The organism is Pararhizobium sp. (assembly GCF_035497515.1).
Classification (GTDB): Bacteria; Pseudomonadota; Alphaproteobacteria; order Rhizobiales; family Rhizobiaceae; genus Pararhizobium.
This window is the reverse complement of record NZ_DATJDJ010000226.1, coordinates 48,183-69,437: the sequence shown is the minus strand read 5'-3', so window position 1 is coordinate 69,437 and position 21,255 is coordinate 48,183. Positions and strand designations below refer to the sequence as shown.

Below are 21,255 nucleotides of genomic sequence, written 5' to 3'. Positions count from 1 at the left end.
CCTTCCCAATCGACATCATGAAAAGGCGCGGGGATCGTCATGGACAATCGCAACCGCAGACTGGATATTGCGCTCACGCTGGGCATCGCCGCGTTTCTCATCCTTCCCTGGTACAGGATCGAGGGCGGGTTTCTCGGTTTCGGCTGGCTTTCCGGTTTTCCGGGCGAGGCCGCCGTTGCCCCCGGCATCCTTCAGGTCTTCGGCTTTGGCCGCCTGTGGCTTGCGGTCGCGGCCGTGCTTCTGGCCGTGGCCGTTGCGGCGCGGTTTATCGCCGAGCCCATGCGGCGCGGAACGCTGCTCGCCTGGGCGGGTGCCGCCGGCGTCCTGTTCCTGATGTTTCAAGGTCTGGCGATCGGCTTTTCCGGCTGGAGCTGGACGATCAGTGAAACCCTGTTCGGCGCGCTTGCCGACGGCCAGCCGTCGATGGGGGCCGGGGCGATCCTTTTGTCGCTGGTGTTCGTATTGATCTTTTCGTTCGGGCTTGCCGAGCGTGGCGTGATGAAAGGCGATGCCTTCGTCGTCGCCTCGATCGCCGTCCTGGTCTTTCTCGTCGCCATCTTCGTGTTCTATCCGGTCGGCTCGATGCTGATCGGCGCCTTCCAGGATTTCGACGGCTCGTTCAATCCGGACGGTTTTACCCGCAATATCCAGGACAGCTCGATCTGGAGTCTGGGATGCGTGATCGGCGGCGAACGGTGCGGCGTCGCCTGGCGCACGCTGTGGCTGGCGCTGATGGCGGCCGGCGGATCGACGATCATGGGACTGGCTTTCGCGCTGGTGGCCACCCGCACCCGCTTCCCGTTCAAGAAGGGCCTGCGGCTCCTGACGGTCTTGCCGATCATCACCCCGCCCTTCGTCATCGGCCTGGCGCTGACGCTGCTGTTCGGCCGCGCCGGCGTCATCACCGAAGGCCTTTCCAGCCTGTTCGGCATCGAGCCCGGCCGCTGGCTCTATGGCCTGACCGGCATCTGGATCGCGCAGGTGCTGTCGTTCACGCCGATCTCCTTCCTCGTCCTCATCGGCGTCGTCGAGGGCGTCAGCCCGTCGATGGAGGAGGCGTCGCAGACGTTGCGCGCCGATCGCTGGCGCACCTTCTGGCGCGTGTCGTTGCCGCTGATGAAGCCGGGCATCGCCAACGCCTTCCTGATCGGCTTCATCGAAAGCATGGCCGACTTCGGCAATCCGCTGGTGCTGGGCGGCAGCCATGGCGTTCTCTCGACGGAAATCTTCTTTGCAGTCGTCGGCTCGCAGAACGATCCGTCGCGTGCAGCCGTGCTCGCCATCATCCTGCTCTGCTTCACGCTGACCGCGTTCCTTGCCCAGCGCTACTGGCTGGCCGGCAAGAATTTTGCCACCGTCACAGGCAAGGGCGACAGCGGCGCCCATATCGCGCTGCCCCGCGCGCTGTCGATCGGCGTGCATGCCCTGGTCGTTCCGTGGATGCTCTTCACGATCGTGATCTACGGCATGATCCTGTTCGGCGGTTTCGTGAAGACCTGGGGGCTCGACAACTCGCTGACGCTGGACCATTACGAGCGGGCGTTCTCGGTCGAGTTGCGTGACGGCGTCATCGCCTGGACCGGCGTCGCCTGGAATTCGTTCTGGACGACGATGGAGATCGCGCTGATCTCGGCGCCGCTCACCGCCGCCGTCGGGCTGCTGACCGCCTACCTGATCGTTCGCCAGAAGTTCGCCGGCCGTAATGTGTTCGAATTCGCGCTGATGATGAGCTTTGCGATCCCCGGCACGGTCATCGGCATCAGCTACATCATGGCCTTCAACCTGCCGCCGCTGGAAATGACCGGCACGGCGCTGATCCTGATCGCCTGCTTCGTCTTCCGCAACATGCCGGTCGGGGTGCGCGGCGGGGTGGCGGCGATGAGCCAGTTGGACAAGAGCCTGGACGAGGCCTCGCTGACGCTGGGCGCCACCAGCTTCCGGACGATCCGCAAGGTCATTCTGCCGCTGCTCAGACCCGCGATCACGGCGGCGCTGGTCTATTCGTTCGTGCGCGCCATCACCTCGATCAGCGCCGTCATCTTCCTCGTCAGCGCCGAATACAACATGGCGACATCCTACATTGTCGGCCTCGTCGAAAACGGCGAATACGGCGTGGCGATCGCCTATTCCTCCATGCTGATCGTCGTGATGGTCGTCATCATCACCGGCTTCCAGTTTCTCGTCGGCGAACGCCGGTTGCGGCGCGAAAACCGCGTTGCAGGTGTGACCGCCGCCCCCTCCCTTTCCCTCGACCAGGAGAAAACCGCATGATCACGCCCCGCGCCGGCTCCGTCGTTTTCCAGAACATCAGGAAGCAGTTCGGCGCCTTCACCGCCATCCACGACCTGTCGCTGACCATCGAGCCCGGGCAACTAGTCACGCTGCTCGGCCCGTCGGGTTGCGGCAAGACCACGACCTTGCGCATGCTGGCCGGTCTCGAACATCCGACCGGCGGCAGGATCCTGATCGGCGGCAAGGACGTCACCATGCTGCCGGCCAACGAGCGCGATGTCTCGATGGTGTTCCAGTCCTACGCGCTGTTTCCGCACATGACCTCGCTCGACAATGTCGCCTATGGCCTGGAATCCTCCGGCCTGAAGAAGAAGGAGGCGCGCGAACGGGCCGAGGAAGGGCTGAAGCTCGTCGGGCTTGCCGGCATGGGCCAAAGACTGCCGGCGGAACTGTCCGGCGGTCAGCAGCAGCGTGTCGCCGTTGCCCGCGCGCTGGTGCTCGAGCCGCAGGTGCTGCTGCTCGACGAACCCCTGTCCAATCTCGATGCGCGGCTGCGCCGCCAGGTGCGCACCGAAATCCGCGAGTTGCAGCAAAGGCTCGGCTTCACCGCCGTCTACGTCACCCATGACCAGGACGAGGCGCTCGCCGTTTCCGACCGCATCGTCATCATGAAGGACGGCGCCATCGCCCAGGAAGGCTCGCCCCGCGATCTCTACGAGGCACCCGCTTCCGCCTTCATCGCCGACTTCATGGGCGAGGCCAATGTCGTGCCCTGCGACGTCATCGGCATCGAGGGGGCCGACGCCATCATCCGCGTCGGCTCCCTTGAGCATCGCGTCCCGAGCCGCAATGCGAGACCCGGCCAGGCGACGCTTGCGGTGCGGCCGAACTCGATCACGCTGGAACCGGCCGAGAACGCCGCCTTTCCCGGCAGGATCACCCATTCCGCCTATCTTGGCGACCATGTCGAATACGAGGTAGAGACCAGCACGGGCCGCTTGTTCGTCGTCGATCCCGCTGTCGAACGCGCGCTTGCGCCGGCAACCCCGGTCGCCATCGGCTTCAAGGGACGCGGCATCGCAATCATCAACGCCTGAAGCCCGACAAAAATAAGAGAAGGACCATATCCATGACATCGCAGACTTCCGGGCAGACTTCCGGGCTCGACGCGCGTTTCGCGCTGGCGCAGGCCATCGCCAGGGACGCGGGCGCCGTTGCGCTCGATTACTTCAACAGGCGTGAAACGCTGGTGATCGAAACCAAGCGCGATCCGCAGGACGTCGTCTCCATCGCCGACCGCGAGGTCGAGACCCTGATCCGCGCCAGCGTTGCCGAAACGCATCCGAACGATGGTTTCCTTGGCGAGGAATATGGTCTCGTGGACGGGAGCTCGGGCTATACATGGGTGGTCGATCCGATCGACGGCACCAGCCCTTTCGTCAACGGCATGCCCAACTGGTGCGTCTCCATCGCCGTTCTCCACAAGGGCGAGCCGGTGATCGGCGTGATCCACGCGCCCTGCCAGGACGAACTCTATTCCGCCGCTTCCGGCAAGGGGGCGACGCTGAACGGCAAGCTGCTCACCCTCGATCCTTCCCGCACCATCCGCAACGCCGTCACCGGCATCGGCGCCAACAATTACGTGACGCCGGCTTTCGTGGCGCGCATGGTCGAAAGCCTGCTGGAAGCCGGCGGCAACTTCATCCGCAACGGCTCCGGCGCGCTGATGCTCGCCTATGTCGCGGCCGGCCGCCTCGTCGGCTACTACGAGCCCTACATGCATGCCTGGGATTGCCTCGCCGGCTATTGCCTCGTGAAGGAAGCCGGCGGCTGGTATCACCCCTTCCCCGTCGATGGCGATCGCCTGACCAAAGGCGCCCCGGTCCTGGCCGCAGCGCCCGGCGCCCGCGACGACCTGATGAAGATCGCCGGGCTCTAAGGCGGGCTTCGATCCAGCCCCTCGTCAAAGTCATGGATTGGACAATGGCGATGCCGGCCCGAACCTCGGGAAGGGAATGCCGACAAGTTCAGATATCGCTGCGGATTGATCGCGCCTTCGGTGTTGAGGCGGATTTCATCCTGATCATCCTGGTGGCCGACATGGCGCAATACGAGCGGTTGACGCGCAAGCTGTTCTTCGACAGCGGCAATGTCCACAAGTTCAAGACCTTCATCGCCATGGACAATGTCAAATCGGCACTGTCGGTGCCGCTCTGACATTGCCTGGATCAGCCGCCGTTGACCAGATTGAGGATCAACTGATGGACATTGCCGCCATTGCTGAGTTCGAGGCGATCGAAATCCCGGCTCTTCTGCCGCTGCTCCTGCGAGAGAACGCCGAGGCGCGCCGTCAACTCGGTCCTGATTCTGCGGCAGCCGGGATCGTCGGGCACGTGCAGGCCGACCGACATGATCTCGATCGCCTTGACCATATCCTTGATGTGATCGCCATGCACGCGTTCATGAACTTGGACGCCACTGATGAAGGTTTCCCATTTGCTGGCGGTGGAGGATGGAAGCGTGCCTCCGGGTTTCGGAAGCGTATAGGTGATGATCAGCTTCGGCTTGTTCGCAACGATCGTGCATCCGCCGCGCTGCGGCTCGTACTTACGCGTCCAGGTCAGCTTGAAACTGGTGTGCGCGATGGCGCGGACAAGTCCGGTCCCCGGCCCGCGTTCACCGATCGAGGCATAGAGTTCGGCGCCGGTCTTTCCCTGGATCGAATATGTCTGCACCTTTTCGACGGCCTGCCATTCGGCACGGGCTGAAAACGGGAGAATCAGGACGCTGCAGAGCAGGATGAACACTCGGGCGGCAGTTTTCACGCAAACCTCAATCGGCAATGTGGGCTTCATCGGTCGAGGGCGGTCTATCACGGTTTCGACGGCGCGCGATATCCCCTGATGGAGAAGGCTGCGATACCGTAAATCCCTTGCAGCCGCCGCGCCGGTCTGTCAGAAACTGTCGATCTGTCTGGGAGAATTGAGTGAGCGCGCATTCGGTTTCGTGTTCGGTTTTTACGGCCTGTTGCTTGGTGTGGCGGTCGCCGATTTGGCATCCGATTTCTCCCGTGCCCATGACGAATATTCCACCGGCGATCATAGCGTTCACGACGCCCTGACCGACCTCGCAAATCATACTCTGGTCTTGTCTTAATCTTGGATATTACACTTCCTTCGTCGTCGCCTTCGCATCTATATCACTGGCCCGACCCCGATCTTCGCCTGACTTCTACCGAAATACCGTCTGCCTCCTGCAGTTAAAATGAAACACGCAGTTACCGTAGAAACAGGATCACGTCTCTCCGTGTGAGCAGATGCGGTCACGACGGGTTGCAATCCGTCACAGAACCGCGGCGGCCTGACCTCCAAGGTTCACACAGCACGTCTTGCGCCCGGCCGCGATGCGGTCGGCACGGGAAGGCTGTTTTCCGAAACACAGGCTATGGGTGAGCAAAGTGGCTACAAAATACGGAACACAGGCATCGGAAACACTGACTGGCACTCTTGATCAGGATTACATTTACGGCTTGGGCGGCAATGACAAGATCTACGGACTTTTCGCCCGCGATTCACTGTCGGGTGACGAAGGCAACGACACGCTCTCCGGCAGTTTCCAGGACGATACCCTTTCGGGCGGTCTCGGCGCCGATACCCTCTCCGGCGGCCAGGGCGATGACGTTCTTACGGGCGGTGCTGGCGCCGATACCATGCGTGGCGGGTTAGGCGACGACACCTTTACCGAGACGGCGCTGGGCAACTGGAAGGGCGACGTCATCGATGGCGGTCTTGGGATCGACACGGTCGAACTGGACCTGCTGACCAACAAGGCCGGCCTCACCTTTACGGTGCAGGACCCGACCAAGACGGTCAACCTGTTCGGCTCCACCGTCACCGATATCGAGCAATATACCATCTCGGCGACGAATTATGCCGACGTCCTGACCGGCGGTCGCTGGAGCGACACGTTCAGCGGCCATGCTGGCGTCGACAAGCTTTACGGCAACGGCGGCGATGACTTTCTGGACGGCGGCGACGGCAAGGATACATTGTCCGGCGGCCAGGGCGACGACCATCTGCGCGGTGGTGAAGGCGACGACCGGCTCTCCGGCAGCTATGGCGACGACGACCTCCAGGGCGGCACCGGCAACGACAATATCACCGGCGGCAGCGGCGATGACGCGCTTTACGGCGAAGACGGCAATGATCTGCTCGATGCAGGAACCGGCGACGACTATCTGTGGGCCGGCGACGGGAACGATACGCTGCTTGGCGGCGCGGGCGAGGATTATATCATCACCGGCAGCGGCACCAACAAGGTGGATGCCGGCGCGGATGACGACCAGATTCTGATCTCGCTTGGCGATGGCAAGGATACGGTCGACGGGGGCAGCGGCAACGACCTGATCGAGATCCGCAATATCACCGGCAGTTTCACCGCCAAAGCCTCGAACGTCGTCAATACGCTTTCCGACGGCTCCACCATCGTCAATGTCGAGAACTACGACCTCTATGGCACCAACGCCAAGAACACGATCGTTACACTCGGCGGCGAGGATCACATTGTCACCTATGACGGCGACGACACGGTGAAGGCCGGTGCGGGCGACGACTACATCGACGGCGGCTCGGGCAACGACAAGCTCTATGGCGAAGCGGGCAACGACACGATCTTTGCCGGTGCGGGCAAGGATTCGATCTATGGCGGCTCGGGTACCGACACCGTCTATATCGACATGTACAGCTACCAGACGGTCAACTACACATTCGATGTCGTCAACGGCAAGGGAACGCTGTCGAACGGTTCCTTCGCCACGGATACGGAAATATTCAACATCTTCACCTCCACCTATGGCGATGACATTCTCAAGGCAGGCAATGCCCAGAGTGTCTGGTTCAAGTCCTATGACGGCAATGATCAACTGTATGGCGGCAATGGCGACGACCTGCTCGACAGCGGTCTCGGCAACGACAAGGTTGTTGGCGGCAAGGGTGACGACCTGATCTACGACCTCGGCGGCAACAACACCATCTCCGCCGGCGACGGCGACGACAGCGTCCACCTGTCGATCTTCGAGGCGCATACGGGTGGCGATACGACGACGCTCGACTTGGGCGCCGGCAACGATACCGTGGAGCTCAATTCCGGCCTTGGCTACACCTATGGCAAGCTGGTCGCCGAGGGCGGCAGCGGCACCGACCTTGCCGAAATCGACCGCAATGAAACGACGAAGGCGCTGACCTTCACGCTGAGCGCCAATGCCACCCTCGTCAACGGCGATGTGACGCTGAAGAATTTCGAGCGCATCGACATCACCGGCGGCAGCGGCGCCGACAAGTTCACCGGCGGCAATCTTTCGGATACGCTGGATGGCAACGATGGCAACGACACGCTGACCGGTCTCGGCGGTGATGACTGGATCTATGGCGGCAAGGGCCGTGATACGCTGAAGGGCGGTGACGGCTCGGATGAGATCTGGGGCGCCGGAAGCAGCGGCGATACGGATGCCGACACGATCGATGCCGGCGCCGGCAACGACTTTGTCCATATCAACAGCGGCGATACCGCGATTGGCGGCAGCGGTACGGACCGGGTCTATGTCGATGTTTCGGCGCTGACGACGGGCGTGAAGTTCACCTTCTCCACCGGCACGGTCAACGTCAATTCGACCACCTCCTTCTCCGGCATGGAGTCGCTCGACTTTGTCGGCACCAAGGGCAACGATACCGTTACCGGCAGCACCGGCGACGATGTCCTGCGCGGCAATGCCGGCAATGACACGCTCAACGGCGGGAGCGGCAAGGACATCCTCTATGACGATGCCGGCAACGACACGCTGAACGGGGGAGCGGGAGACGACTGGTTCACCCGCAACGACTTCAAAGGCAAGGACGTCTTTGACGGTGGCTCCGGCATCGATACGCTGGACTTCAACTATTACGGCTATGACAATTCGGTGAAACTCGACCTGCTCGACAATACCCAGAACGATGGGCTTGCGCTTGGCCTGACCGCCAAGAACTTCGAACGCATCTGGGGCACCAGCCAGGACGACGATATCCGTGGTTCGAATGCCAGCGAATGGATCTGGGGCGGCAGCAAGGATGACGTGCTGCAGGGGCGTGGCGGCGACGATACGCTAAACGGTGGCTCGGGTGGCGACCTGTTGACCGGTGGTACTGGCAAGGATACGTTCCAGTTCAACTATCTGACCGATGGCGGCGACCAGATCACCGACTTCAAGCGTGGTGAAGACAAGATCGGTCTTGACGATATCGGCTTCGGCCTTACCAAGGGCACGGCGATCAAGCTTGTCCTTGCCGACGAGGCGAATTTCACCACGACCGGCCCGACCTTCCTGTTCGAGAAGGACGCGCACCGCCTCTGGTTCGATGCCGATGGCAAGGGCGGCGACAAGGAAGCCGTGCTGATCGCCACCTTCGACAATCTGTCGACGCTCGGCACCAGCGACTTCATCCTGGTCTGATCCTCGACAAGCAGGCGGCGGTTCCTGCCGATTCGCAGGCGCCGCCGCCCGTTCTTGATATGGTTTTCAGCTTGCCAGCGTCAGGCCGCCAAGCCGACTGATATCCTTCTCGATCTCGCCGATCAGCGTATCCAGCGCCGTATTTCGCGACCGGCGGGCGCGGCGGACGACATAGGCAAGGGCAGGCGGGGACGGCAGCCGCGTGTGAACGATCTGCATGTCGCCGCGCAAATGCCGATCGCTCAGCAGCGCCACGCCCATGGCCGCATTGGTGGCCGCGACGATGCCGGCGGCGCTCGAACATTCAAAGACGGTTTCGAGAACCACTTCGTCGTCCTGGCCGATATCGAGCGCCCATTGCCGGTAGAAGCATTCGTCGTCGAACGACAGGAACGGGATCGGGCCGCTCAGGGGCAGCGGCAGGTCCGGATGTTTTACCCAATGAAGACTTTCCCGGAACAGCACTGTGTCGGTCGGGCGGACTTCATGCGCGAAAACCTGGATGATCGCGGCATTGAGTTCGCCGCGATCCAGCATGGCGCGCAGGACGAGGCTCATTCGCACCCTTGTGCGGACGGAGACGTTCGGATGCAGGCGCTTGAACCGGCCGAGGATGCGGGCGAGATCGCTGCATGCCGTATCTTCCGTCAGCCCGAGGTCGAGACGGCCGGCGAGCGGTGTCTTCGACAGGCTGAGAAGTGCCTCGTCATGCAGGCCGAGGATCCGGCCGGCATAATCGAGCAGGTCCTCGCCCGCTGACGTGAACATCGGTGTGCCGGCGCGGCGGCCGAGCAGTTCGCAATCGAGGTTTTCCTCCAGCCTGCGGATCTTGTGGCTGACGGCGGATTGGGAGAGGCCGAGCGCGCTGGCGGCGCGCGTCACCCCGCCATGATGGCGAATGGCGCAGAGGGTGCGCAGGGCATCGATTTCCAGCCGCCTGTTCTTCAGTTCGTCCATGATCCATCCGATATTTTGCGTTCGTGACGTTTTGATACCATGGATAGCCAATAGACATGACAAACTTTCCATCAATGTCATGTATACATCGAAATTTGTCATGTGCGTCCGACCGGCAATACCGGTATCCGACGATCAGCATTCTCGTTCCAGGCCGCTCCATGACCGCGCAGTCCCTTGCCCCTTCCCTCTCCCGCAACCGATTTCTGTGGCCGCTGATGGCGATCCTTTTGATCATCGGCTGGAGTTCGGGCTTCGTTGGCATTCGCTATTCCAGCCAGGAGGCAAGCGTCGTTCTGGTGCTGTTCTGGCGTACATTGCTTTCGGGCCTGATCCTTCTTCCCTTCGCGCTGGCCTTCGGGCCAAAGATCAGCTTGCGGATGGTCTGCGATCAGATGCTGTTCGGGGTGATGGCGGTATTTCTCTATCTCGGCGGTTTTGCGCTGGCGATCGAACAGCGGGTGCCGACCGGACTGGTCGCGCTGATCTCGGACCTCTTGCCGCTGGCCATCGCCGGCTTGTCGCAACCGATGCTCGGCGAGCGCCTCACCCGGAGACAATGGCTGGGAACGGCGATCGCGGTCGCTGGCGTCCTGATCGTCTCGTTCGACAGCCTGAGCTTCGGCAGGGCCCCGCTCTGGGCCTACGGTTTGACCGTCGGCTCGATGCTCGTCTTCGCGGTCGCCTCCGTTCTCCACAAGAGGCGGCGCGTGCGGCATATGCCGGTCCATCAGAGCCTCTGCATCCAGACGCTGACTGGCTCGGCCTTGTTCGGTCTTTGTGCGCTGTGGCAGGGCAATATCGCGCCGCCGATGACGACGGCTTTTGCCGTGGGCATGGTCTGGTTGGTGCTGTTCGCCACTTTCCTGGCCTATGCCGTCTACTACACCAGCCTGCGGCTGTTCCCGGTGGCGAAGGTCAGTGCGGCGATCTATTTGAGCCCACCGGTAACGATGCTCTGGGCCTGGGCACTGTTTTCCGAGCCACTGACGGCGGCGATGTTCGCCGGCCTGGCGGTCACCCTCGTCGGCGTCTGGATGACCGCGCGCGGTTGAAAGCTGGGATCAGTGCCTCAAGGGGCGTTGAACCCGTGCCCCGGGAATGTCAGGTTGGATTGGCGCCGCTGTTGAGGCGTCTGATATACCCGGGGACGAAAGCAGCCACATGGAAAGTACCGAGACCAAATCCCGCCATCTCGAAATGACGGTGCTGATGACGCCGGACATGGCGAATTTCAGCGGCAAGGTCCATGGCGGCGCGCTGCTCAACCTGCTCGACCGCGTCGCCTTCTCCTGCGCGTCGCGCTATTCCAAGCAATATGCGGTGACGCTGTCTGTCGATCAGGTCGTGTTCAAGGAGCCGATCAATGTCGGAGAACTCGTCACGTTCCGGGCTACGATCAACCACACTGGCCGGACCTCGATGGAAGTCGGCATCCGGGTGGAGGCGGAAAATATCCGGTCGGGAACGAAGCGCCACACCAATTCCTGTTATTTTACCATGGTGGCGGTCGATGATGCCGGCCGCCCGGTTGCCGTCCCTCGACTCGAATGTGAGAATCCCGTCGATGTTCGCCGCAACGAAGCGGCCGAATTGCGGCGCGCATTGCGGCGCGAATTTGCCCGGCGGATGGAGCATGTCAAAGCCACCGGCCGCGACCCCGCGGCCGCGCCGACCGAATAGGTTTACAGCGGTCCATCCAGAGCACCTGGAAACTGTGCAGGAAGACCGGACGACCGCCAAGACCAGAGATGGGAATTTTGCGAGTGCAAAACGTTTGCCTCTGGATAGGCTTAACGCAAATCGGGGGCTAATGGCCCCCGAAGTCATTGATAAACCTGACTGAAGTTTATTCGTCTTCGCCAACCGGTAATTCCACGGTTTCACGCCCGCCGGACAAGATCGCGCGTTTGCCGACATGGTTGGCGGCGCCGACCAGCCCTTCCCGCTCCATCCGCTCGACCAGCGAGGCGGCTTTGTTGTAGCCGATCGACAGACGGCGCTGGATATAGGAGGTCGAGCACTTTTTGTCGCGCAGCACGATCTTGACAGCCTTGTCGTAGAGATCGTTGCCGTCTTCCTCGGCCATCGCGCCCTTGTCGAACACGGCGCTGTCTTCCTCGACGGCTTCCTCGGCCTCCTCCGCGTCCTCGGTGACGGTGCCGAGATATTCCGGCCGGCCTTGCGTTTTCAGGTGGGCAACGACCTTCTCGACTTCCTCGTCGGAGACAAAGGGGCCATGGACGCGGGCGATGCGGCCGCCGCCGACCATATGCAGCATATCCCCCTGCCCCAGCAGGTGCTCGGCGCCCTGTTCACCAAGGATGGTGCGGCTGTCGATCTTGGAGGTGACCTGGAAGGAGATGCGGGTCGGGAAGTTGGCCTTGATCGTGCCGGTGATGACATCGACCGAGGGGCGCTGCGTCGCCGTGATCAGATGGATGCCGGCTGCGCGCGCCATCTGGGCCAGCCGCTGGATAGCGCCTTCGATCTCCTTGCCGGCGACCATCATCAGGTCTGCCATCTCATCGACGATGATGACGATGTAGGGCATCGGCGCGAGGTCCATTTCCTCCTGCTCGAACACCGCTTCACCAGTCGACCGATCGAACCCGGTCTGCACGCTGCAGAGGATCGTCTCGCCCTTGTCGCGTGCCATTGCCGCGCGGGCATTGTAACCGTCGATATTGCGCACGCCGAGGCGCGACATCTTGCGATACCGGTCTTCCATCTCGCGCACGGCCCATTTCAGCGCCATGACCGCCTTTTTCGGATCGGTGACGACGGGTGTCAGCAGGTGCGGAATGCCGTCATAGACGGAGAGTTCCAGCATCTTCGGGTCGACCATGATCAGGCGGCACTCTTCCGGCTTCAGCCGGTAAAGCAGCGACAGGATCATCGTGTTGATGGCGACGGACTTGCCGGAGCCGGTCGTGCCGGCGACGAGCAGATGCGGCATCTTCGCAAGTTCGGCGACAACAGGCTCGCCGCCGATGGTCTTGCCGAGGCAGAGCGCCAGCTTGAAGCGGCTCTCGCCGTAATTTTCCGATTCGATCAGCTCGCGAAAATAGACGGTTTCGCGCACAGGGTTCGGCAGTTCGATACCGATCACATTGCGGCCGGGAACGACGGCGACACGGGCCGACAGCGCCGACATCGACCGGGCGATATCGTCGGAAAGACCGATGACGCGGGATGATTTCACGCCCGGCGCCGGCTCGAATTCGTAGAGCGTGACGACCGGACCGGGGCGGACATCGATGATCTCGCCGCGAATGCCGAAATCCTCCAGCACGCTTTCAAGAAGCCCGGCGCTCTGTTCCAGCGCTTCCTGGGTGATGACGGCGGTTTCTTGGACGCATGGCTCCTGCAGCAGGTCGATGGGCGGAAAGACATATTCGCCTTCTGCTGCGATGGCAGGCATGTTGACAAGGGTCTCGGCAGCTTCGATCCGGGGAGCCGGGATATGTACCGGTGCCGGCGCAACAGCTACCACAGGCGCCGGTGCCGGCATGGCGGGGGCAACGGGCAGTTTCGGCTGAATAGCAGGCCTGACGGGTGCTGCTACGCCCGCAAGCGGCTTGATATCCCGCGCAGGGCGGATCGGCACTCTCAATGCGGGTGCCGGCGGCGGCGCGATCCTCGGCGTCGGCAAGGCTGGCGTGCCTGCGGGCCGGATGCCGATTTCACGATAAAGCGCCGTCACCGAATTGGCCGCGATCCGGACCTCTGGCGCCTTCCAGGTGGAAATCGGAGCGAGAAACTCCATGTCGGCGTCCATGTCCATCGCATCCCAGAAGACGTGATCGGAGACATGGAACGAGAAGGTCGGCTGCGGTTCGGCAACCGTCGTGACTGCGGGAGCGACAGGCACTTCGATGACGGCCTGCTCTATCGGGAAGCATGCGAGATCGACGTCTGCGGTCGCTGGTGGTTCAAAACCCGGAACGGTCTTTTCCATGCGGGCTGCCGCGACGGCGCTCATTTCACGCATTAGCCTAAGTGACAGAGCTTGGATGCCATAAGCAGGCATCGCATCGTCGATGGCAGGGACTTTTGCAACTGGTACGGTGTCGAGAACTTCAGGCTGCTTGAAAGCAGCAACAACTGGAGCCTCAAGTTCTTCCTTGTGATCCACTGCTGTGCGCTTGGAATAGACGCTTTCCGGTGTGCGGGTGAAGCGGACGTTCGGACCCAGCACGAAGGCGCTCTGCCAGACCGGCGCATCATCCCTGCCCTCGATTTCGCTGGCAGCAATCGCATCCGTATCGGTCGCGACCTGAGATGAAATGTCGAGAGGGTTCGCGTTCGGTGCGCCGTAGATGCGACGCTGCAGTTCTGCCCTCATCTCCTGGCTTTCCGAATCTGTGGGCGGTTCCCCCGCGTTATCGAAGCTGTTCGAAAAGTTCGTTCGGGAAAGACGCATAGTTACCTGCTCACTCAAAATTCACGGGCATTGGGCACACCCCTCTTCAATAGAAAATAAAGGTTAATCGCCCCTTTCCAGCGACCCTTTTTCGCACACGCGCCATGGGCGTCGGGGGAGGTCGGAACGGGACCGAAAAGGCGAAAGGCGTCGATTTTCGGCCTGTTTTGCCAATTTTTTTTCAGCTTATCGCGTGCTTTTCCCGAAAAATGCATCGTTTCGGTTTCTTTATTCAGGAACTTGCCGGGAGGGGTGTCGGGCATGGACGATAACCGCGTGCGCGCTTGCTGCGCATGAGGCCGAGGAAGAGGTCTACCGCTTCCTTTTCGCGTGAGAAATGATGGATCTTGCTCTGCCCGCGTTTGCCGATCCGGCCCCAGGAGCGGGTGAGACAGACCTCTCCAAAGAGGGTCGCGGAAATCTCCAGGACATAGTAGCGCGCCATGTTTTTAGAGGCGTCGGTTCGTTCGATATAGAGGTGATAAGGCTGCTTGATCATGCCGACAGAATCGGAAATTCCGCTGCAGGCGTCCAACGAGACTTATGAATCGATCAGGCCGCATCGATTCATGTTCGTGATGGAAGTGTCACGATCGATCTGTAATTCTCTGTCCTTATATGTCGGCGTATCGAACGATGTGGACGCGAATCGCATCGATGCTGTCGGTATGTGGTTGCGAATCGGATTGGATCGACGGTTCCCTTCAAGACGAAAGCGCCGCAGCCATATGCCGTGGCAGATTTCTGTGGGATTTCAGCACTTGCGATGAAGGATTCCAAGCGACTGGAGTTCTCTATAAATAATTGATTATAATAGTAAAATTGAAAAAATACTGATTCTTCGGGATGAACGGTTACCCGCCGCGCAAAAAGTCGCCTGCCGAGACCGTTTGACGAAAGACGGGAATCGGGCAATGGTCCCTCGACGGAAAATCACTGACGATCACGAAAAAACCGTCGTGAGGAAAAATGAAAGCCAGCAAGCAGCATATCGAACCTGTGGAATCTTCGGCAACGAAGATCAGTCGGCAGTCGCAATTGCTGTCCGCGCAACTCCAGTCGATCCGCGAGCGGCTCTACGAGCCGCAGGACGCAAAATCCCTGAAGACCTTTACGTCGCGCGAAGTCGCAGCGATGCTCGGTATCGCGGAATCGACCTTGCGGCAAATGTCGCTGGATGGCGAGAGCGCCATTCCGGAGCGGCAGGATAACGGCCGACGCATTTACACGCTGGTGCAGATCAACCAGATTCGCGAGCATCTAGCCCAGAAGCGTCCCGCCGAGGCACTCGATTTCTTCCCGCGCCGTCGGGAAGGCGAAAAACTGCAGGTCATCACCGTCGCCAATTTCAAGGGCGGATCTGCCAAGACGACGACGACGCTGCACTTGGCGCATTATCTCGCGATCCAGGGCCTGCGCGTGCTCGCCATCGACCTCGACCCGCAGGCTTCACTGTCTTCGATGTTCGGCTATCAGCCTGAATTCGACGTTGATGAAAACGAGACCGTTTATGCGGCCATCCGCTACGACGATCGCCGCCGGCCCGTTCAGGAGGTGATCCGCAAAACCTATTTCGAAGGGATCGATCTCATCCCGGCGAACCTGGAACTGATGGAGTACGAGCACGAGACGCCACAGGCGATCGCGGACGGCTACGGTCGCGGCGACAAGATTTTCTTCCGCCGGCTTTCGGCTGTCATCAGCGAGGTCGAAGCGGATTACGATATCGTGCTGATCGATGCTCCGCCGCAGCTTGGTTATCTTACCCTTGGTGCGCTCTGTGCGGCGACCGGTCTTTTGATCACCATTCATCCCGCTATGATCGACGTGGCGAGCATGAACCAGTTTCTCGCGATGATGAGCGATCTGATGGGCGTGATCGAAGAGCGTGGCGGCACGCTCAGCCATGATTTCATCCGCTACGTCATCACCCGGCACAATCCGAATGACAGCCCGCAGGTGAATGTCGTCACCTTGCTGCGCTCCCTCTTCAAGGAAGATGTGCTGGCACCGGCTGTCGTCGAGACGACGGCTATCGCCAGCGCGGGTCTCGAGAAGAAGAGTCTCTATGAACTTTCGAGGGGAAGTGTCGGGCGTGATACGCTGAGCCGGGCTCTTGAATCCGTCGATTCTGTCAACCGTGAAATCTTTCTTCACATCAAGGACGTGTGGGGCCGGTGATGGTCAATCCGAAAGAACGAAACCTGCGGATGAAGAGCCTGTTCGGCAATGTCGATCCGGAAGCACTCAACAGGCAGGCAGCCCCCTCCCCTTCCGAGGCGGAGAAAAAGCGTGTTGGTTCGGCGGCGGTCAAGTCGATGGACCGCGCCTTCGTCTCGATCGAGGACGAGAACAAACGGCTGCATGATCAGTTGCTGTCGTCAGAATCGATCATCGAACTCGATCCGGAGCGGATCATCCCCTCCTTCGTGAATGACCGTCTGGACATTGAAGGCGATAATGGGTTCCAGGCTTTCGTCGAAGGTATCCGGGAAGCGGGGCAGAAGCTGCCGATCCTGGTGCGTCCGCTACCCGGCAAGCCAGGCCACTATCAGGCAGCCTACGGGCATCGACGCCTGCGCGCCTGCCAGATCCTCAAGCGTCCGGTCAAGGCGATTGTCCGCGACCTTAGCGACGAAGAGCTTGTCATTTCGCAAGGCATCGAAAACTCGGAGCGCCTCAACCTGTCCTTCATCGAGCAGGCACTTTTTGCCCTGAAGCTGAAGGAGCGCGGCTATTCCCGGGAGACGATCTCCGATGCGCTCGGCCGCAAGGAGGGGCAGCGCCTCGCCTATATCTCGATCCTGACGAATACGGTATCGCTGATCCCCGATGTGCTGATCCGTCAGATCGGTCCCGCCTCCTCCATCGGCCGCCCGAAATGGGAAAAGTTGGGCGCCCTGATCCATGACCGGAAACTGAGCGCCCGCCAGTCGGAAACGCTCAAGGACCTGACTGCCTCCGCCGCCTGGTTGGAAAGTGATAGCGACCAGCGCTTCAGTCTGGTGCTCGACGCTTTCGACCAGACGTCAAGACGCAAGCCGGATCTGGTCGAGGTCTCGGTTGCACACGGTATCATCATTGTTGCCAAGCGGGCGGACAGTTCCACCCGGATTTCAATTCCCGACAATCGCCTTCCCGGCCTTTCGGACTGGCTGCTGCAACGGCTGCCCGAGCTTGTCGAGGAGTTTCAGCAAAAACAGGGAAAGGGTTCTGCGATGACATGATCGCCAGAAACGGAAAAGGGCCTACCAACTGCAATCGGTAGACCCTTAAACCACGAGCCAACGGACCACATGTGAACCGTCAACATCAGCTGTAACGAACTGATTCTAAGACGGACGAGGGTGTTAATCAAGTCTCTGTAACGAACGGGGACGGATTTTTTATGCCCCGCATCCGGCGGCTCCCGCGAAATCGAACGATTGGAACTGCGTTTCTACGGATTCGCAGCGGGATAGCTATGACCCAAGAAGCCTCTGTGGCGTCCTTCAGACGCGTCACCCCCGGAATTGTCGCCAGTGCGCGCCTGGCGATGGCGAACGACATACCGGACACGACCAAGTCGGAAATGGCGCTTCTCCTGAAAAAGGCGGCGCCGGTTCTCGGCATCGACGGCACGACCTATCATGTCATGGATATCCTTCTCGGTCTATCGAGGGCCGATGACTGGAAGGGCGCGAGCCGTCCGGTGGTGGCGATCTCGAATGCGAAGCTTGCGGAATATACGATGCGCTCGGAGCGCACGGTGATCCGCTGCATCCGCCGTCTTGTGGAAGCCGGGATCGCGGCTTATCGGGACAGTTCCACCGGCCGTCGTTTCGTTTATCGCAATGACAGCGGGGAGGTGATCGCCGGGTTCGGAATTGATTTCACGCCGGCACGTGTGCGATTGGACGAGTTGAAGCAGGCGGTCGAGCAGTATCAGTCGCGATTGAAGGCAGAACTCGCCGCCAGACGCGACATTACCCGCTTGTCGCGGATGATCGAAGATATGTGCATTGCATTTTCAGCAGAAACTGATGGCGCAAGGGACAAGTTGGCGGCTATTCTGGCCAGCAGCCAGGCAAACGTCATCCGAGCAGAGGCCGTCCGGGAGCTGCATCAGCAGGTAGTGTCCCAGGCCCCAGCTGAGCAAGTGCCGCTTGATATGTCATCCGAGGGTGACATGCATGTCAGTCCATATATAAATACAACCCAAGAATCTTCAATTGAAAGTAGGAAAAAGCGGACCCGCTCAACAGAGCGGGAGCACAGCAACACCAACGACCGCAATGCGGTCGAAGAGGCTTTTGACAAAAAGCCTGCCGAAACTGAGGGTGCTAGACAAGGTCGGGTTGGGCAGGATGTTCGGGATGTGACCGTTATCCAAGGCGAAGTTCTTGGCGCCGTGTCCGTCGGTCTGCTCCAGGCCGCCTGCCCCGAGACACAGGCCATGATTGCGGTTCAGTTCGACACCTGGTCTACGCTTGGACGTTCCGGCGAAACCCTGCGCCGTATGATCGGACTATCCGAGGCCGGGTGGGCGGATGGGCAAAAGCGTGTCGGCATCTACGCGGCCGCCGCGATCCTGGCGACTGTTGTGGAAAAATCGATCAGGGATCCCGACCAGATTTCCAAGCCCGGCGGTTATTTCCGAGCGATGATCGATCGAGCGGTTGAAGGTCAACTGAACCTTGAACGCAGCCTGTTTGGCCTTGCTGAAAGCCGATATCAAAGCTCGTAGCGAAAAAACTGTTGCTACCTCTTCATGGACTGTCATCCGTTTGCGGTGGGTTTGCCCCCCCAACCGGCTTTACGACCTGGACCATCGCCCGTCCGGGCCGCTCTTGATGCGGCGGTTTGAAAGAGTGGTTGTGGACAGGTCCGCTCCGACCCGAGGTACATCTGCTCGGGCATCGGGCCGTTCTACGTTGGGCTTTACCGTCAATGCCGAGGATTTGAAATCGCGTCACAAGCAATGACGTGGCGGCTGGCAGGCAGTGGTTGTGAGAATGTCGTAGTCCGACCGGTCGGCTGTTCGTCGGGGAGTTGGTGATGGACCTACGCCATGCGAACGCCGAGCTCGGGAACCTATTCCGAGCTTATTGGTGTGTCCCACACAAGTGGAGGCGGATCTCGTCCGAGGTCGTCAGATCACGACGTCAATTGTCGGTCGTTGCGAGCAGGTAACAGCTGTTACTCTCAAAGGGCCCGCGAACAGGCTTGAATTCATCGCTATGACGATGAAATTCCGCGGCGTGGCTCACCACCCCGCCGCCAGTTTTCGGGCCAGACGGGCTTAAAATAATTGAATGCCGGATAACCCCTTCTTCCGCCAAAATTGGCAGGCAGAAGGAGACATGAACATGAGCGAGAAGACGCACTCAAAAAGCCAGGCCCGATCGTCGCGCGGCAACTGCGATGAGTCGATGATTGTTGCGTTGGAGGCGAGGGAGGCCGACCGGGCTGCAGAGGACTTGAAGACGGTGTGATTGTGAATGTCGAGAGAAAGTTGGCGGAAGAAGCCGAAAGACGGAGATGGCGAATGACGGACTGGAACGCGGATAAACGCCGAATCTTGTGGCGCCGATCGGTCGCCACCATGGAAGCCCAGGGCTTGCCGGTCGAGAAGGACCCGCGGTTTCTCGGCTGGGTGGAAGACTGGATTGCCGGCCATATCCCGATGGCGGAAGTTCAGCGTCGCTACGGGCAATTGCTATCTGAGACGCCAGCCGAACCGGCCGATGCGGTTGATGCCACGACATATGCGGTTCTGGACGAGGTGCGGCAGGAGATCCCGAATATTGCCGGCGTCTCGTTAAGTACGGCCGAAGAGCGGGCGGAGCGGACACAAAAAATCACGGATGCCTGGCAATCCGGCCGCACATAGGTCGTTTAAATGCACCTGTTGTTTCAGCAGCACTGGGAGTGACCAGCGATCTGATCAAAAGTCTGGTCGGTTACGCTTCGTGCAAAACCCGGACGCATTTTAATCTCCACATGTCTCGGGGTATCGGTGAACATCGTTGGAACTGATGGGCATGGACCGGGGTCGCTAATACGGTTATGTGAGAACGAGTACTCTCGACCGGTTGAACAGCCGGTCGATTCTTCGGGGTGAGCAAGGACATGTGCGATATATTGACAGTTTTGAAGTTCCTATTAGACATGCACGCGGCTTTCTCTGCGTCTTGCTCGTTGGGACGGTGAGTATATCGCGTTGGGGGACACCAAGAAGGAGAAGGGTGGCCGACCCAAGACATTGCTGCAGCAATTGGCGGCGTCCCCGGAAAAACTGTTTTCCGGATCCTTCCGGCAGCAGGTCGCGGCGCTGTGCTTCCGCTTCACACCGAAGCCCGGTGAAATCGAAGTGCTGGTGGTGACGTCGCGCGAAAGCGGCCGTTGGGTTATTCCAAAAGGCTGGCCGATGAAGAACAAGGCGCTTTATGAGGCCGCCGCGATCGAGGCTGGTCAGGAAGCCGGTGTTCGTGGTCCCGTGAGGAAGAAGGCGATCGGCAGCTACACCTATCTGAAAACGCTGGAGACCGGCGCCGTTGTTCCCTGCATCGTCGACGTCTTCCAGATCGAGGTTCGCGAAACTGTCGACAAGTTCAAGGAGCAGGGCCAGCGGCGATTGGCTTGGGTGAGCCCGGATGAAGCGGCGCGGCGTGTTCGGGAAGTGGAGCTGAAATCGCTGATCATTGAATTTACACCGCGATAGCGGGGAATTGGTGGTGCCTGGACTTCGCCGGATCAGTCTCTGTCGGAATACCGATGGCTCTGCGTTGGGAGATACAGCATTCCCTCTCCGGCAACATGAGCGGGTTCCGGGATGGCGCGCCGGAGGTTATGGCGACGCAAATGTGAGTCGGCCCGTCATTCTGGTCCTCGCTCCCCAACGATATTCATTCATCCCATGTGGCGCCGGGGCGCGAGATAATCCGTTGATGGCCGCGTGCCTACTGCATAATTCCTTAAGCCGGAATCGATTTGAGGATAAAATTATGCAGCGTATTTAAAGGATTACAGCGACTTTACTCGTCATTCTTGAAGCGCTGCGCTATCGTTGCCACCCATATGGCGCGGTTCTTTCGCGAGGGCGGGGCGCTGCAGCGCCGCCCAGACGTATCGATCGCATGCGGATAGCCGATACTCAACGGGAGTGTGCTCC

Annotated in this window: 18 protein-coding genes and 1 pseudogene; 13 read left to right on the top strand and 6 right to left on the bottom strand. The window is 60.4% G+C overall.

Translation table 11 applies throughout. The features are described from left to right. Positions 1-39 precede the first annotated feature (39 nt). The 4 genes and pseudogenes from VL202_RS23915 to VL202_RS23900 all read left to right on the top strand — a co-directional run. Positions 40-2,271 carry an iron ABC transporter permease gene (locus tag VL202_RS23915; RefSeq protein WP_325466552.1) on the top strand — a complete coding sequence of 744 codons (2,232 nt, stop codon included), beginning with the start codon at positions 40-42 and terminating at the stop codon, positions 2,269-2,271. Continuing rightward, entirely contained in the window at positions 2,268-3,329 is a 1,062-nt protein-coding gene (locus VL202_RS23910; RefSeq protein WP_325466551.1) for an ABC transporter ATP-binding protein, read from the top strand. The genes VL202_RS23915 and VL202_RS23910 overlap by 4 nt, the downstream gene beginning before the upstream one ends. 32 nt (positions 3,330-3,361) lie before the next feature. Beyond that, entirely contained in the window at positions 3,362-4,171 is an 810-nt protein-coding gene (locus VL202_RS23905) for an inositol monophosphatase family protein (RefSeq protein ID WP_325466550.1), read from the top strand. Positions 4,172-4,296: 125 nt separating this feature from the next. Next, positions 4,297-4,449: pseudogene (locus tag VL202_RS23900) on the top strand (Lrp/AsnC ligand binding domain-containing protein); the annotation flags it as partial. An 11-nt stretch (positions 4,450-4,460) separates the two neighbouring features. Here the strand turns inward: VL202_RS23900 and VL202_RS23895 are convergent. Together VL202_RS23895 and VL202_RS23890 are read right to left on the bottom strand one after the other, a co-directional pair. Continuing rightward, complete coding sequence (locus tag VL202_RS23895; protein ID WP_325466549.1) at positions 4,461-5,087, bottom strand: DUF922 domain-containing Zn-dependent protease; 627 nt, start codon at positions 5,085-5,087, stop codon at positions 4,461-4,463. Next, positions 5,065-5,370: a hypothetical protein gene (locus VL202_RS23890; protein ID WP_325466548.1), complete on the bottom strand. Its 306-nt coding sequence runs from the start codon at positions 5,368-5,370 to the stop codon at positions 5,065-5,067. The genes VL202_RS23895 and VL202_RS23890 overlap by 23 nt, the downstream gene beginning before the upstream one ends. A 319-nt stretch (positions 5,371-5,689) precedes the next feature. Between VL202_RS23890 and VL202_RS23885 the strand changes: the two genes are divergently transcribed. Further along, positions 5,690-8,719, top strand: a complete 3,030-nt coding sequence (locus VL202_RS23885; protein WP_325466547.1) for a calcium-binding protein — start codon at positions 5,690-5,692, stop codon at positions 8,717-8,719. Positions 8,720-8,785: 66 nt separating this feature from the next. Here VL202_RS23885 and VL202_RS23880 read toward each other — a convergent pair whose 3' ends face one another. After that, complete coding sequence (locus VL202_RS23880) at positions 8,786-9,676, bottom strand: LysR family transcriptional regulator (protein ID WP_325466546.1); 891 nt, start codon at positions 9,674-9,676, stop codon at positions 8,786-8,788. Positions 9,677-9,837: 161 nt separating this feature from the next. On the opposite strand from VL202_RS23880, the gene VL202_RS23875 reads away from it, so the two are divergent. Both VL202_RS23875 and VL202_RS23870 read left to right on the top strand, forming a co-directional pair. After that, on the top strand, positions 9,838-10,731 hold the full coding sequence (locus VL202_RS23875; RefSeq protein ID WP_325466545.1) for a DMT family transporter: 894 nt from the start codon (positions 9,838-9,840) through the stop codon (positions 10,729-10,731). Positions 10,732-10,840: 109 nt separating this feature from the next. Then, complete coding sequence (locus tag VL202_RS23870; RefSeq protein ID WP_325466544.1) at positions 10,841-11,359, top strand: acyl-CoA thioesterase; 519 nt, start codon at positions 10,841-10,843, stop codon at positions 11,357-11,359. Positions 11,360-11,525: 166 nt separating this feature from the next. Here VL202_RS23870 and VL202_RS23865 read toward each other — a convergent pair whose 3' ends face one another. Genes VL202_RS23865 through VL202_RS23855 form a run of 3 tightly spaced genes read right to left on the bottom strand, consistent with a single transcriptional unit; the run spans position 11,526 to position 14,601 of the window. After that, entirely contained in the window at positions 11,526-14,102 is a 2,577-nt protein-coding gene (locus VL202_RS23865; RefSeq protein WP_325466543.1) for a DNA translocase FtsK, read from the bottom strand. A gap of 14 nt (positions 14,103-14,116) precedes the next feature. Next, positions 14,117-14,365, bottom strand: coding sequence for a hypothetical protein (locus VL202_RS23860; RefSeq protein WP_325466542.1), 249 nt, complete (start codon positions 14,363-14,365; stop codon positions 14,117-14,119). Beyond that, positions 14,335-14,601 (bottom strand): WGR domain-containing protein, encoded by a 267-nt coding sequence (locus VL202_RS23855; protein ID WP_325466541.1) that lies wholly within the window; start codon positions 14,599-14,601, stop codon positions 14,335-14,337. Before VL202_RS23855 ends, VL202_RS23860 begins: the two co-directional genes overlap by 31 nt. 470 nt (positions 14,602-15,071) lie before the next feature. On the opposite strand from VL202_RS23855, the gene repA reads away from it, so the two are divergent. The 6 genes from repA to VL202_RS23825 all read left to right on the top strand — a co-directional run bounded on the left by repA (position 15,072) and on the right by VL202_RS23825 (position 20,805). Next, a complete protein-coding gene (repA, locus tag VL202_RS23850; protein ID WP_325466540.1) occupies positions 15,072-16,283 on the top strand; it encodes a plasmid partitioning protein RepA in 1,212 nt (403 codons plus the stop codon). Further along, positions 16,283-17,329 (top strand): plasmid partitioning protein RepB, encoded by a 1,047-nt coding sequence (repB, locus tag VL202_RS23845; protein ID WP_325466539.1) that lies wholly within the window; start codon positions 16,283-16,285, stop codon positions 17,327-17,329. The genes repA and repB overlap by 1 nt, the downstream gene beginning before the upstream one ends. Positions 17,330-17,565: 236 nt before the next feature. Then, positions 17,566-18,828, top strand: a complete 1,263-nt coding sequence (gene repC / locus VL202_RS23840) for a plasmid replication protein RepC (RefSeq protein WP_325466538.1) — start codon at positions 17,566-17,568, stop codon at positions 18,826-18,828. Between the two features lie 622 nt (positions 18,829-19,450). Next, positions 19,451-19,576, top strand: coding sequence for a hypothetical protein (locus tag VL202_RS23835; RefSeq protein ID WP_325466537.1), 126 nt, complete (start codon positions 19,451-19,453; stop codon positions 19,574-19,576). A gap of 53 nt (positions 19,577-19,629) precedes the next feature. Further along, the gene (locus VL202_RS23830; protein WP_325466536.1) at positions 19,630-19,974 is read left to right on the top strand and encodes a hypothetical protein; all 345 of its coding nucleotides are present in this window, start codon (positions 19,630-19,632) and stop codon (positions 19,972-19,974) included. Positions 19,975-20,304: 330 nt separating this feature from the next. After that, positions 20,305-20,805 carry an NUDIX hydrolase gene (locus tag VL202_RS23825; RefSeq protein WP_325466535.1) on the top strand — a complete coding sequence of 167 codons (501 nt, stop codon included), beginning with the start codon at positions 20,305-20,307 and terminating at the stop codon, positions 20,803-20,805. Positions 20,806-21,255: the final 450 nt, after the last annotated feature.

Coding starts and splice junctions, on each gene's coding strand:
- VL202_RS23915 (WP_325466552.1), top strand. CDS start 40: ATGGACAATCGCAACCGCAGACTGGATATTGCGCTCACGCTGGGCATC.
- VL202_RS23910 (WP_325466551.1), top strand. CDS start 2,268: ATGATCACGCCCCGCGCCGGCTCCGTCGTTTTCCAGAACATCAGGAAG.
- VL202_RS23905 (WP_325466550.1), top strand. CDS start 3,362: ATGACATCGCAGACTTCCGGGCAGACTTCCGGGCTCGACGCGCGTTTC.
- VL202_RS23895 (WP_325466549.1), bottom strand. CDS start 5,087: ATGAAGCCCACATTGCCGATTGAGGTTTGCGTGAAAACTGCCGCCCGA.
- VL202_RS23890 (WP_325466548.1), bottom strand. CDS start 5,370: ATGATTTGCGAGGTCGGTCAGGGCGTCGTGAACGCTATGATCGCCGGT.
- VL202_RS23880 (WP_325466546.1), bottom strand. CDS start 9,676: ATGGACGAACTGAAGAACAGGCGGCTGGAAATCGATGCCCTGCGCACC.
- VL202_RS23875 (WP_325466545.1), top strand. CDS start 9,838: ATGACCGCGCAGTCCCTTGCCCCTTCCCTCTCCCGCAACCGATTTCTG.
- VL202_RS23870 (WP_325466544.1), top strand. CDS start 10,841: ATGGAAAGTACCGAGACCAAATCCCGCCATCTCGAAATGACGGTGCTG.
- VL202_RS23865 (WP_325466543.1), bottom strand. CDS start 14,102: ATGCGTCTTTCCCGAACGAACTTTTCGAACAGCTTCGATAACGCGGGG.
- VL202_RS23860 (WP_325466542.1), bottom strand. CDS start 14,365: ATGCCCGACACCCCTCCCGGCAAGTTCCTGAATAAAGAAACCGAAACG.
- VL202_RS23855 (WP_325466541.1), bottom strand. CDS start 14,601: ATGATCAAGCAGCCTTATCACCTCTATATCGAACGAACCGACGCCTCT.
- repA (WP_325466540.1), top strand. CDS start 15,072: ATGAAAGCCAGCAAGCAGCATATCGAACCTGTGGAATCTTCGGCAACG.
- repB (WP_325466539.1), top strand. CDS start 16,283: ATGGTCAATCCGAAAGAACGAAACCTGCGGATGAAGAGCCTGTTCGGC.
- repC (WP_325466538.1), top strand. CDS start 17,566: ATGACCCAAGAAGCCTCTGTGGCGTCCTTCAGACGCGTCACCCCCGGA.
- VL202_RS23835 (WP_325466537.1), top strand. CDS start 19,451: ATGAGCGAGAAGACGCACTCAAAAAGCCAGGCCCGATCGTCGCGCGGC.
- VL202_RS23830 (WP_325466536.1), top strand. CDS start 19,630: ATGACGGACTGGAACGCGGATAAACGCCGAATCTTGTGGCGCCGATCG.